Origin of the sequence: Vogesella sp. LIG4, assembly GCF_900090205.1 — a bacterium.
GTDB lineage: Bacteria > Pseudomonadota > Gammaproteobacteria > Burkholderiales > Chromobacteriaceae > Vogesella.
In genome coordinates this window covers 1,425,862-1,438,415 of the sequence record NZ_LT607802.1, presented here as the reverse complement: position 1 = coordinate 1,438,415, position 12,554 = coordinate 1,425,862, and the positions used below count along the sequence as shown (strand labels likewise).

Genomic DNA, 12,554 nt, shown 5'->3' with positions numbered 1-12,554 from the left:
ATAGCTCGTAATAATTGAGACTGGGAATGTAGTGACGGCGCTGATGATGGTCTAGCCGTAAATAAAGTACTCTTTTACGTCGTGCATTACCTTTGCAAGGACTGCCATAACTCCTGCAGAGCCGCATTGGAATTGTTGATAGCGCGATAGACCCGGATTTCGAGCCTAGCATGCCATTCATCTTGGCCTGCGTAGACGAGCTCCCCTTTTTGCAAGGCGTCAACCGCCGCACTTTCTGGTACCCATGCCACCCCATAACCCTCACGGGCCATGTTCAGCAGCAACGTGGCCATATCCGCTTCGTTGCAGCGCTCAAGGAAGGGCTCAACTGGCGCCTGTTTCAGAATCACCTCAACAACTCTCCCCAGGAAGGTAGTGGAGGTGTACGCCAGGTATGGGATTGGTGCCGTTTTCCGCCCTGGCAAACTGAAAGCAGGACGCCCCGAAGGTAGCCGCGCCGTGACAGGGATAAAGTCTTCATGCCCTAACGATAGATACTCGAACTTTTCCGGGTCTAGCAGAATGGGGGTAAGAGGGTGATGGTAGCAGAACATCAGGTCACAGCTACCTTCCGAGAGCGCGGTCACAGCATCGAGCACATTTTCAGCCACTACGCGAGTATTAAACTGCCCATGATGAAAATGGAATTGCTTCATCCACTTAGGTAGGAAGGTCATTGACAGCGTATGCCCGGCCCGAATCTGGATGGCCTTACCAGGCATGCGAGTTTCCTGGCGAATTTCCGCCCTAGCACTCAGCAGCAATTGCAGCGCCTCTCGCCCCTGTTCACAGAAAAGCTTACCTGCTGGCGTCAACTCCAGGGGGTAGATACCCCGATCGACCAAATCTGCCCCGACCCACTCCTCCAAGGATCGTATACGACGTGATAGCGCCGATTGGGTGATATGACGACTTTCCGCTGCCCGTGAAAAGCTTTTGGTTTCGGCCAGAGCCAGGAGGTCATCTATCCATCTGATATACATCGTCCCTACTCCCCTCTGCTACACCTCGGCTTGGTCAATCGATACCAGACTCATCCTAAATCATCTGTTTAGCGCACAAAAAAAGCTATTCCGAATCCGCATAGCGACATGAGCCATCCTCATCAAGGAGCTTCTAGTCCGACTCTAGAATTCAATGGCGCACTCACCGCATGCGCCTACACAGGAGTCTGTCATGAATATTCCAAAAAAATTTTTACCCGCCGAGACCGGCCCGTACGGTTCACGCTCTGTCTGTCACCAAGTACTGATGGGAGGGCGGCCATGAACACCCAAAAACTGACTCGCCAGATTGGCGTGGCAATGCTTCTGGGCGTTCTGGTTGGTTACCTATGCCACAGCTTTTCCACTGACGCGCAGGCCGCCAAGGATATTGCCGGCTACTTCAGCATAGTGACAGACATCTTTTTACGGATGATCAAGATGATCATCGCTCCACTCGTATTTGCCACCCTGGTTACCGGTGTTGCCAGCATGGGGGATGCTAGTGCGGTTGGTCGCATCGGCCTCAAAGCCATGCTGTGGTTCATTTGCGCATCCGTTGCATCCCTTCTGCTCGGCATGGCACTGGTCAATCTGTTTGAGCCTGGTAATCACATGCAGTTGGTACTGCCGGATGCTGCTGCAAGTGCGGGGTTGAAAACAGCAGATCTGAATCTCAGGGGCTTTATCACGCATGTTTTCCCCAAAAGCATTGCAGAAGCCATGGCTGGAAATGAAATCCTGCAGATCCTGGTGTTCTCCTTGTTCTTCGGGGCTGCGCTCGGCTTTGTCAAAGGTCAGGGGCATACCGCGTTTGACAAATGCATCGATGAACTGGCGCGCATCATGTTCCGCATCACGGACTACGTGATGCGTCTGGCGCCGATTGGCGTATTTGCCGCCATGGCGGCTGTCATCACGGTACAGGGCCTTGGGGTGTTACTGAGCTACGGCAAACTGATCAGCGAGTTTTATTTGGGGCTGGCACTACTGTGGGGGCTTTTGCTGGCAGTGGGCTATCTGTTTCTCGGCAAGTCGGTTGGTGAGCTTCTGAAGCATATTCGTGAACCGATCATGCTGGCGTTCTCGACTGCCAGTAGCGAATCCGCCTACCCGAAAACCATCGATTCTCTAGAGAAATTTGGTGTTCCTAAGCGTATTTCCAGCTTCGTGCTGCCGCTTGGCTATTCGTTCAATCTGGATGGCTCGATGATGTATCAGGCGTTTGCCGTACTGTTCATCGCCCAGGCTTACAACATTAATTTGAGCTTTACTCAGCAGCTGGTTCTGTTGCTGGTACTGATGGTGACAAGCAAAGGAATGGCCGGTGTAGCACGTGCTTCGCTGGTGGTTGTGGCAGCAACCCTGCCCATGTTCCATCTGCCGGAAGCGGGGCTGCTGCTGATCATGGGGATCGACCAGTTCTTTGATATGGGACGCACTGCGACCAATGTGCTGGGCAATAGCCTTGCCACTGCCGTGGTTGCCAAGCTGGAAGGTGAGCAGAACCCACAAGAGATTGTTCAACCGGCGGAAGCCCGCACCTGATGTTTAACCCTGTGCGGCCGCTTGATGCGGCCGCCTTCTTTCGCTAAGTCGTCACGATCATGAACAAAAGAACCCTGGGCATCATCGGCGGGCTGGGCGCGCTGGCTGGCGCCGACCTGTTCGGTAAGTTGCTGAAAGCGCATACCGCAGGTCACGCAGAGACGGAACTACATTTCCTGCTCGAACAGCACCCTTTCCGTGGAGCCGGTACTTCACTGGAACAAGACAGTAATGTTATCGCACGTAAGCTCTATGTGTTTGAAACTGGCCGTACCCTGATCCAACGTGGCGTGGATACCATCTTACTTCCGTGCTTCGCCAGCCACGTGTTTCGCGATGAGATTCAGACCGAACTCGAGGCGCCCGTGCTGGATATGATGGATGCACTTTCCCAGTATGTTGCAGCCCGGATAGCGCCTGGTAGCCGGCTTGGGGTGCTGACATCTGACTATGTGCGCCATGCGGGGCTGTTCGAGCGCTATTTTGGCGAACATTACCAACTGATCTACCCTTCTTCCCTTGAACAAGAAGGACTCATGGAGGCCGTATACGGTACTCGTGGCTTACAGGTAGGCGGGGCTGATAAAGCTGTAATCGAATTAGTAAGCCGGGCCTGCCATCAGTTGCAGGAGCAACAAGCAGATCTGCTACTGCCAGGGTTTACAGAGCTAGCCATGGTAGCAGCCGAAATGCAGAGGTTTGGCATTGCATTAGCAGATATTAATGAGATCTATGCCGAATATGCCTTACTTCATCAAAGGGAGGTTACATCGGCACCGTTCAAGCTGGGGATCGTCGGCGGTGTAGGGCCGGCGGCAACGGTCGATTTCATGAATAAGGTTATCCATAACACACCGGCCACCCGCGACCAGGATCACATCAAGATGGTGGTGGAACAGAATCCTCAGATTCCCGATCGCACCGCCAATCTGCTTCGCGGAGAGACCGACCCAACCGTGGCCATGCTATCCACCTGCAAGCGTTTGGAGGCGGACGGAGCCCATGCCATCGCCATTCCGTGCAACACCGCTCACGCCTTTGTTCCCAGCATCCAACCTTACCTGAGTGTGCCTGTGGTTCACATGCTGGAAGAGACGATCGGGTATATCCGTAAGCACTACGGCACCGCGAGGCCTGTAGGACTGCTGGCTACCTCCGGTACGGTGCAAAGCCGGGTTTATCACACCATTGCAGACGCCGCCGGCCTTACGCTGCTCATTCCCGATCCAACCCATCAGAACCTGGTAATGGAAGCCATCTATGGCGAGCAAGGGGTCAAGGCTGGCTATACCACAGGTCGTTGCAAGGAAGAACTGCTGGCAGCAGCTGCACACCTTGCCGACTCTGGTGCCCAAGTGTTGGTCCTCGGCTGCACAGAGTTGCCGCTGATACTCCCTCAATGTGAGCGTTTCAAATTGGGCGACAGTACGGTAGCGCTGATCGATCCGACCGAGATCCTAGCCCGGCGCTGTGTCGAGCTTGCCTACGCTCATTAGTTTGCAAGAGGAGTCCCATGGCTTCGCTGCGTGCCCGTTTTATCCTGTTTATCGTCGCCGTCATCCTGTTGTGCACCTCCTTGGTGGCCGCTATTGCTTACCTGCGTATGCAGCGTGAAGTCAGCGCAGGGCTAAATCGTGAGTTGGCCATGACCCTGAACGGCTATAGTCGCGATATCGCCAACTGGGTTCAAAGCCGCAAGCAGGTGACCGAATCGGTATTGCCTTATCTGCCTGGGGTGGTGCCGTTGCGTCCGCATCTGGCGCAGGCGGCCATAGCCGGTGGATTCAGTCTGTTCTATGTTGGATACGCTGACCACCGCATAGTCTACTCGGTCGACAAACAGCCTGCGCCCGGCTACGACCCGACCGTGAGGCCATGGTATGTGGCAGCGCAGAGAACTGCCGCGACAGTGATTTCTGAGCCGTACATCGCCAAGAGCACACAAAAGTTGGTCGTGACGTTTGCTGCACCATACAAGGCTGGCGGGCAGGTTCAAGCGGTAGCGGGGGGCGATGTTGAACTCGGTAATATCGTCTCCAGCGTCCTCTCGCTGAAGCTGCCGGTAGCCGGGTTCAGTTTCCTAGTACAACGTGACGGCAAGCTGATTGGATATCCGCAGATAGCAGCGTTCTCGCAGCCGATCCGCCATTACCTCCCGGCCATTGTTGACGTCGATGCCATGGCAAGCAAAACCGCCCAAGCGCTGACCACGATTGAGCTGGATGGGCACAAGCGCCTACTGAAGATCGTGCCAATTACCGGTACCGAGTGGTATCTCGGTATCGTGTTGGACCGCGATGCTGCATATGCGCCACTGACCGGCCTATTGTGGACGTTGGTGGCGTCGGCATCGGCGCTTGTCATCGTGTTGGTCGCCCTGGCCTGGTTTGGAGTTGGCCGTCTGTTAACCGGTCTAGGCGAAGTGGAGCGGGCCATGCAGGCGATCGCCGGCGGCGATGCCGATTTGACTCAGCGCCTGCCAGTGACCGGTACTGACGAGGTGGGCCAGATCGCGGCCGCCTTCAATCAGTTTGCCGAGCGTTTGCACAAGATGTTCGTAGCAGTGCGCAGCCAAGCCGAGACGCTGGCCAGTGACTCACGGCGCCTAATCTCCACCGCACAAAGGATCTCAGGCGATTCGTGCCAGCAGTCCGCCGAGCTAGCTGGCACTTCGGCCACCATCCAAGAGATCACTGTCAGTATCACGCAGATTTCAGACCATGTGCGCGATACCCGTGAACTGGTCGGACAGATCGATAACAGTTCGCGAGATTCCGCCTCGGCGGTCGTGAGGGTAGCCGACGAGATCGGCGGCATCGCCACTGAATGCCAGTCCTTGGCGGAGGTGCTCGATAGCCTGGGGGGACGCTCGGAACGAATCCGTGACACCGTTATCGTGATCAAGGAAATTGCCGACCAAACCAATCTACTGGCACTCAACGCGGCGATCGAGGCGGCACGGGCAGGTGAGCAGGGCCGGGGCTTTGCTGTAGTGGCGGACGAGGTACGAAAATTGGCCGAACGCAGCGCCAGGGCCACTATCGAGATCGGTAGCGTGATCGGCTCGATTCACGAGGATGTACAGATAGCGCTGCTACGCATGGGGAGCATGGAGAAGTCTGTGGGCCAAGGAGTGGAGCTATCGCGCAATGCCGCTGAAGAGATCGCCGCGATCCGCAGCTTGACACAGGGCATGGTAACTCGCATGGGAGAAATCGCGTGTGCAACTGACGAGCAGCGTGCGGCCACGACGGTGATGGCACAAGGTGCAGAACGCATCAATACGATGGCGCAACAAACCGACGCCGCTATCCGTCAGTCTAGTGTCATCGTCCAGAACCAAGGCGAACTGGCCGATCAGTTGAAAGGAATGGTCGCTAGCTTCAGATTATGAGACCACCAACCACCGCTGCGTTGTTTGTGCAGATGCACGCTAGAAAAGGAATGGTCAGTGTGGTTCGTGCCTCGCTTGTGGTAACGGCACCCTTCAACGAAACATAGCGTCGCGTCACTCTCGTTCATTCCGTTCATCGCTACCTTGGCCGTGCCTTACTCGCTCAGCACAGCTACTGTTTTTATCCAACAATGACTTTTTTCTAAGGCCCATAGATTGAAGAAGCCAGTTTCAACTTATTTTCACCGTATTTCGCTTGTCCAATTTGGTATTACATTGCTTTCGATAGGGGCATTTGGAATTGCGTCGGCCCAGCCACCAGCCAATATCCAAGCCACCTCATGGATGATAATTGACGGCGAGTCTGGGCAGACATTGCTGGAGCATAATGCTGATGCAGAACGTCAACCGGCCTCTCTCACCAAGCTCATGACGGCATACATCGTACTTGATGCATTAAAGCGTGGGACATTACATTGGAATGAGACTGTGGTAGTCAGCGCAGCTGATATCAGCGATGTCGGCAATGACGAAGCTCAAATGTACCTTGCACCTGGTCAGCGGGTGCAGATCAAAGATCTGGTTCAAGGCTTAATTGTGGCCTCCGCCAATGATGCCGCACACGTTCTGGCTGAGCGAGTTGGGGGAACACTTCCCAACTTCGAACAGGAAATGAACAAAACGGCCAGGCGGCTCGGCATGACTCATACGCACTATTCCACGCCTTCAGGTATCACGACACCAGGGAATTATTCAACCGCCCGTGATCTTGCAACCTTAGCTATCCGGCTTACAAAAGATTTCCCTGAATACTATTCGTATTCATCGGTGCAGAATTTTGCATATGGAAAGTTCCATAAAAGAAACAAGAACTGGTTGTTGGGCATGGATCCGTCCGTTGATGGCTTGAAGACAGGCCATACCCAGGCTGCGGGCTATTGCATCGTTGCAACGGCAAAACGAAAGCAAACGAATCCGCCCGTGACCCGCCGGGTCTTTGCGGTCGTTCTCGGAGCCCCGACAGCCCAGAAACGAATATCAAGTGCTGAACAGCTTCTTAACTATGCGTTCTCTTCTTTTAAAGATTATCCCGTTTCTAGTGGATCGGGACACCGGCTGGTGACTCGTTCTACTTTCTAACGCGAGCTGATACCAGGAGCCATGCTAATGAATCGTCCATTCTCTATTTGATTGAACATGAACATGGCAACGTCTTCACGCGAAACAGTCATCGAGTGCTTGGTGGAACCATATAGACCAACGTTCAGATGGTCAGCCGCAGGCCGGGTCTTCAATAAGGCTACACGGACCATTGTCCAATCGAGCTCGGAAGCCCGTACGGCGTTTGCGAGCCCGATAATGTCTTGATAAGAGCTCGGCAGAGCAAGCCTGACAAGTATGGCAGGAAGCCATATCTTCCAGTCAAAGCCATCGCCAGGGTCCGATGCAGTGCCAGTCGATACCGTAATGAGGCGCCTCACACCCTGCTGCTTCATCGCCGAAATGATGGTCTGTGTGGCCCTGGTAATCGGCAAGTCTTTGGGGTGTTGTGGCGAAGTTGGCCCGAGAGCCGACAACACGGCATCCGCACCGCTAAGAGCTTCTCTCAGAAGAATCTGATCCGTTAGCTCGCCACGCACAACACGCACGTTCGAGTTTTCAAAAGGGCTACTCGGGCGCGCAAAGACGGTCATATCCACTCCACGCCTCAGACCTTCGTCGATCAAGTATCGTCCTGTTTTTCCGGTCGCACCGAAAAGGGTTACTTTCATATTGTGCCTCTGAGGAAAATCATTTCTGGGAAAGTAAGAAATCGGCAGGGAGTGATACCTATCCTTGTTAGGTCCGCGATCATGCAGTTCTCGGCATCTGCTCCCTTGCCTTTCAACGTGCGCTGTCGATGATCGAGCCGCCATCGGGAGTGAGACTCGATCCCGTGATGAACTGCGAATCCGTGCTGGCGAGGAACAGGACAACAGGGGCAATGTCTTCTTCCGGCGAGCCGTAGCGGCCAAGCGGATTGGTCGGCGCCGGCACATTGGCATCCGGCCCCCACGTCTCAGCGACCGGCAAGACATTATTCACGGTGATCTTATCGGCACCCCATTCGCGCGCGGCAGTCCGAGTCAGGGCGCGGACGGCCTCTTTCGCCATGTTGTAGGGGCCATAACCGACAAGACCGACGACACCTGCCATCGAGCCGAAGTTGATGATCCGACCTTCGCCGCTTGCCTTGAGATAGGGATAGCAAGCCTGCATCGTGCGCAGGTAGGCAATCGGGCCAACCTCGAAATTACGCTGCAACTTTTCCACCGACAGGTCGATGATGGACGAGAAAGGAACAGTGGGATCGAAGGCGTTGTTCACGAGAATGTCGATGCCACCATAGGCGGCGACAACCTTATCCACTGCCGCCTTGACTTGATCGGCATTGCTGATGTCGCAAGGCACGCCAAGCGCCGTGCCACCGGCGGCGGTGATGTCGGCAACGACGGCATCCACGTTCGCAGGCGTAAGCGAGAGAACTGCGACCTTGGCACCTTCTGCTGCGAACAGCTTTGCGATTGCCCTGCCGATGCCACGGCCAGCGCCAGTGACGACGGCTACTTTTCCTTCGAGTCGATTCATTTTGATCTCCATTCAATTCATGGTGGTACGAGGTTGCATCACCTCAGCGGGCAACTGACGGCGCATAGGGTGACGTCTTGGCGCGAGCAGCGTTTTGGGTAAGGAATGAAGCGAGCAGAAGTCCCAACCCAATTAGGGCAGGAATGAAACCGACGCCATCATGGGCATTGATATGCGCGGAGAAGGCCAGCAGTAGGTGATAGAACATACCGGCGTAGGCAAGATCGCTAACTGCTGCACTAACACGAGATAGAACAGCTATGACACCCAACACCTTTACAACAAAAAGAACTGGTACGAGGTAGCCGGGATAGCCGAGCGCACCAAGCAACTGACGGACCTTGTCCCCTTGGGTTGCATAGAAGGTGGCAGAGGCTAGATAGAGCAGGCACAAGAGCGTCGTGCTGATCCAGTAGGCGTGTTTACGAGTCATGAGAATTTCCTTAACAGTAATTGCCCTGCAAGATTTCTCGCGTCGGCTTTGACACATGCCTAGCGACGTACAATTTCTCTCGCCCCATGGCATGTAGCGATGATGTCGGCTAACATGAATATTCACAAGTACGATGAAAAAATGATGCTAAGTATGGAAAACCAGACTAATGGCAATAACGAGATCAACATGCATGAGGAAATGCGCCGGGCATTTGCACTGCTCTCGGGCAAGTGGAAGCTGGAAATCCTCTGGCTGCTAAATCAGCGGATGCACCGTTTCGGGGAATTGCGACGTGCAATTCCGGGGGTCACGCAACATATGCTGACGGCGCAGCTGCGTGAGCTGGAGGCAGATGGCTTGGTCTCGCGCACGGTCCTTGCAGAAGTACCGCCGAGAGTCGAGTACGAAATCACGCAAAAAGCCCGGGGGCTAGGGCCAACGATGGAAGCTCTGACGGAGTGGTGGCGGGTGTATGGGGGTAGTATACCGAGGCGGCCGACGTCAAGCGGGCGCAAGTCAAAATAGGGCTGGTGGTTGCCTGCACTCTTACATAGGTAACCTCTTCCGTGGAAAACCAAGCAATCACATACGAAAAGAGGCCCTTCCGGGCCTCTTTTTTTTGGAGCAGCTAGCAACAAGTTGATTATGTCATCGTCGTGACAGACTTCATTACCTCGTGACAGACTTTATTCTTTCCGATCACTAGTGAGCACCACCCAAACCGCTCACTCCACCGTCACGCTCTTGGCCAGGTTGCGCGGTTTATCAACGTCGGTGCCACGTGCCAGTGCCACGTGGTAGGCCAGCAGTTGTACCGGGATGGAATGCACGATGGGGCTGAGGATGCCCACATGGCGCGGGGTGCGGATCACGTGTACACCGTCGGATTCGCTGAAGTGGCTATCGGCGTCGGCGAACACGAACAGCTCACCGCCGCGGGCGCGCACTTCCTGCATATTGGACTTCACCTTTTCCAGCAACACGTCGTTGGGGGCAATCACCACCACCGGCATGTTCTCGTCCACCAGCGCCAGCGGGCCGTGCTTGAGTTCACCGGCCGGGTAGGCTTCGGCGTGGATGTAGGAGATTTCCTTCAGTTTCAGCGCGCCTTCCAGCGCGATCGGGTAGTGCAGGCCGCGGCCGAGGAACAGGGCGTCGTTCTTGGCGGCGAACTGCTGCGACCAGGCGGTGATCTGCGGCTCCAGGTTGAGCGCGTGCTGCACGCTGCCCGGCAGACGGCGCAACTCGTCCAGGTACTGCGCTTCCTGCTCGGCACTGACGCGGCCGCGCACCTTGCCCAGAGTTACCGCCAGCGCGAACAGGCTTACCAGCTGGGTAGTGAACGCCTTGGTGGAGGCCACGCCGATTTCGGCACCGGCGCGGGTGTAGAACACCAGGTCGGAGGCACGCGGAATCGCCGATTCGCGTACGTTGCAGATGGACAGCGCATGCTGGTGGCCCAGGCTGCGCGCGTATTTCAGCGCTTCCATGGTATCCAACGTTTCACCGGACTGCGAGATGGTCACCACCAGGTGCTGCGGGTCAGCGAAGGCTTGGCGGTAGCGGTACTCGCTGGCGATTTCCACATCGCACACCACGCCGGCGATGCTTTCGATCCAGTATTTGGCAGTAAGGCCGGCGTAGTAGCTGGTACCGCAGGCCAGGATCTTCACGCCGGTAAGCGCCGGCAATACGTTGGCCGCAGCGGTGCCGAACAGCTCGGGCACAAAGCCGTCGTCCAGCACCACTTCGATGGTGTCGGACAGCGCCTTGGGCTGTTCGTGGATTTCCTTCTGCATGAAGTGGCTGTACGGGCCCAGTTCCAGCGAGGCCAGCGATACGTCGGACACGTGCACCTTGCGCTCCACCGGCTGGTCGTCCTTGTCGATCAGCTTCACGCCGTCGCGGGTGAGGTGGCCGATGTCGCCCTCCTCCAGGAACAGCACGCGGCGGGTGGCGGACAGGATGGCGGAAACGTCGGAGGCGATGAAGTTCTCGCCCTCGCCCAGGCCGATCAGCAGCGGGCAGCCCATGCGCGCGCATACCAGCTCATCCGGGCGGTCCAGCGCGATGACGCCGATGGCGTAGGCGCCGGTCAGCTCGCGGGTGGCCTTGTGCACAGCGCGGAACAGGTCTTTTTCCTGCAGGTAGTACTGGTGTACCAGGTGGGCGATCACCTCGGTATCGGTCTGCGATTCGAACACGTAGCCGGCGGCTTTCAGTTCGGCGCGCTTCTCTTCGTGATTCTCGATGATGCCGTTGTGCACCACGGCGATCAGGCCGTGCGACACATGCGGGTGGGCGTTGTACTCGGTCACGCCGCCGTGGGTGGCCCAGCGGGTGTGGCCGATACCCAGCTGGCCCTGCACGTTGTCGGCCTGTGCCGCGGCTTCCATCTCGGCCACGCGGCCAACCCTGCGTACGCGGGTGATCTGGCTGCCGGCGTGCACGGCGATGCCGGAGGAGTCATAACCGCGGTATTCCAGGCGCTTGAGGCCCTCTACCAGCACGGAAACGATATTACGGTTGGCGATGGCGCCGACGATGCCGCACATGCTTTATCTCCTTACAGAATCTGTTTGCATTGGGGTTTGCGACGGGGCACAGATCAGTGTCACCCCTTTGGCTTGAATGCTTTCCCTGGCCTCTGCCGACAGCGCGTCGTCGGTCACCAGGGTCTGGATGCGCTCCCACGGCAGCTCCAGGTTGGGAATGCGGCGGCCGATCTTGTCGGACTCCACCATCACCACCACTTCGCGCGCCACCTCGGCCATCACCCGCGACAGCCCCACCAGTTCGTTGAAGGTGGTGGTGCCGCGCGCCAGGTCGATGCCGTCGGCGCCGATGAACAGCTGGTCGAAATCGTAGGAGCGCAGCACCTGCTCGGCCACCTGCCCCTGGAACGATTCGGAATGCGGATCCCAGGTGCCGCCGGTCATCAGCAGCGTGGGTTCGTTTTCCAGCTCGCGCAGCGCACCGGCCACGTTCAGCGAGTTGGTCATCACGATCAGCCCGCGCTTGTGGCCCAGCAGCGGGATCATGGCGCTGGTGGTGGTGCCGCTGTCGATGATGATGCGGTTGTGGTCGCGGATGCGCTCTGCCGCCGCGCGGGCGATGGCGAGCTTTCGTTGCGAAACTTTTGTCGGGTCGCCGGCATTGACCATCTCCGCCGGCAGCGACACCGCGCCGCCATAGCGACGCAGCAGCAGGCCGCCGGTTTCCAGCAGCGCCAGGTCCTTGCGGATGGTCACTTCGGAAGTGGCAAAGCTGCGGGTCAGCTCTTCGACGCTGACTTCGCCACGCTCCTGCACCAGGGCAACGATGGCGTGACGGCGCTGCTGTGTATTTCGCTTCGTCATGCAATGTTTCGTTTCGAAAGTTTTGCGAAATATATCAGCGAAACCTGCCACACACAAGCGGGCATGCCGGACAGCTGGCTTGCGGCCAACCTTTGCCGGCAAAACAGGCAGACGCCTCGAAAACCCTGATTTCCAAGCGAGACCAGGTGCGAATGAAAAATCCCGACGCCGCATATGTTTGATATGTAAGGAGGGATTTTTTATGA

At 56.6% G+C, this 12,554-nt stretch carries 11 protein-coding genes; 5 read left to right on the top strand and 6 right to left on the bottom strand.

Annotated features, from left to right (window positions below; genetic code table 11):
* Window positions 1-86 precede the first annotated feature (86 nt).
* Window positions 87-983: a LysR substrate-binding domain-containing protein gene (locus tag PSELUDRAFT_RS06785; RefSeq protein WP_088966127.1), complete on the bottom strand. Its 897-nt coding sequence runs from the start codon at window positions 981-983 to the stop codon at window positions 87-89.
* Window positions 984-1,265: 282 nt separating this feature from the next.
* Here PSELUDRAFT_RS06785 and PSELUDRAFT_RS06780 point away from each other — a divergent pair, with 282 nt between their 5' ends.
* The 4 genes from PSELUDRAFT_RS06780 to PSELUDRAFT_RS06765 all read left to right on the top strand — a co-directional run bounded on the left by PSELUDRAFT_RS06780 (window position 1,266) and on the right by PSELUDRAFT_RS06765 (window position 7,065).
* A complete protein-coding gene (locus PSELUDRAFT_RS06780; RefSeq protein WP_088966126.1) occupies window positions 1,266-2,531 on the top strand; it encodes a dicarboxylate/amino acid:cation symporter in 1,266 nt (421 codons plus the stop codon).
* Between the two features lie 59 nt (window positions 2,532-2,590).
* Complete coding sequence (locus tag PSELUDRAFT_RS06775) at window positions 2,591-4,027, top strand: amino acid racemase (RefSeq protein WP_088966125.1); 1,437 nt, start codon at window positions 2,591-2,593, stop codon at window positions 4,025-4,027.
* A 17-nt stretch (window positions 4,028-4,044) separates the two neighbouring features.
* Window positions 4,045-5,925, top strand: coding sequence for a methyl-accepting chemotaxis protein (locus PSELUDRAFT_RS06770; protein WP_088966124.1), 1,881 nt, complete (start codon window positions 4,045-4,047; stop codon window positions 5,923-5,925).
* A 216-nt stretch (window positions 5,926-6,141) separates the two neighbouring features.
* The gene (locus PSELUDRAFT_RS06765) at window positions 6,142-7,065 is read left to right on the top strand and encodes a D-alanyl-D-alanine carboxypeptidase family protein (RefSeq protein ID WP_197693944.1); all 924 of its coding nucleotides are present in this window, start codon (window positions 6,142-6,144) and stop codon (window positions 7,063-7,065) included.
* Here the strand turns inward: PSELUDRAFT_RS06765 and PSELUDRAFT_RS06760 are convergent.
* The 3 genes from PSELUDRAFT_RS06760 to PSELUDRAFT_RS06750 all read right to left on the bottom strand — a co-directional run bounded on the left by PSELUDRAFT_RS06760 (window position 7,062) and on the right by PSELUDRAFT_RS06750 (window position 8,986).
* The gene (locus PSELUDRAFT_RS06760) at window positions 7,062-7,697 is read right to left on the bottom strand and encodes an NAD(P)-dependent oxidoreductase (protein WP_088966122.1); all 636 of its coding nucleotides are present in this window, start codon (window positions 7,695-7,697) and stop codon (window positions 7,062-7,064) included. The genes PSELUDRAFT_RS06765 and PSELUDRAFT_RS06760 overlap by 4 nt on opposite strands.
* Window positions 7,698-7,809: 112 nt before the next feature.
* Window positions 7,810-8,553, bottom strand: coding sequence for an SDR family NAD(P)-dependent oxidoreductase (locus PSELUDRAFT_RS06755; protein WP_088968411.1), 744 nt, complete (start codon window positions 8,551-8,553; stop codon window positions 7,810-7,812).
* A 43-nt stretch (window positions 8,554-8,596) separates the two neighbouring features.
* Window positions 8,597-8,986 carry a DoxX family protein gene (locus tag PSELUDRAFT_RS06750; protein WP_088966121.1) on the bottom strand — a complete coding sequence of 130 codons (390 nt, stop codon included), beginning with the start codon at window positions 8,984-8,986 and terminating at the stop codon, window positions 8,597-8,599.
* Between the two features lie 114 nt (window positions 8,987-9,100).
* Between PSELUDRAFT_RS06750 and PSELUDRAFT_RS19910 the strand changes: the two genes are divergently transcribed.
* On the top strand, window positions 9,101-9,514 hold the full coding sequence (locus PSELUDRAFT_RS19910) for a helix-turn-helix domain-containing protein (RefSeq protein ID WP_304440662.1): 414 nt from the start codon (window positions 9,101-9,103) through the stop codon (window positions 9,512-9,514).
* A gap of 200 nt (window positions 9,515-9,714) precedes the next feature.
* On the opposite strand, the gene glmS is transcribed toward PSELUDRAFT_RS19910, so the two are convergent.
* The gene (gene glmS / locus PSELUDRAFT_RS06740; RefSeq protein ID WP_088966120.1) at window positions 9,715-11,544 is read right to left on the bottom strand and encodes a glutamine--fructose-6-phosphate transaminase (isomerizing); all 1,830 of its coding nucleotides are present in this window, start codon (window positions 11,542-11,544) and stop codon (window positions 9,715-9,717) included.
* A 3-nt stretch (window positions 11,545-11,547) separates the two neighbouring features.
* Window positions 11,548-12,348: a DeoR/GlpR family DNA-binding transcription regulator gene (locus PSELUDRAFT_RS06735; protein ID WP_088966119.1), complete on the bottom strand. Its 801-nt coding sequence runs from the start codon at window positions 12,346-12,348 to the stop codon at window positions 11,548-11,550.
* Between the last annotated feature and the right edge of the window lie 206 nt (window positions 12,349-12,554).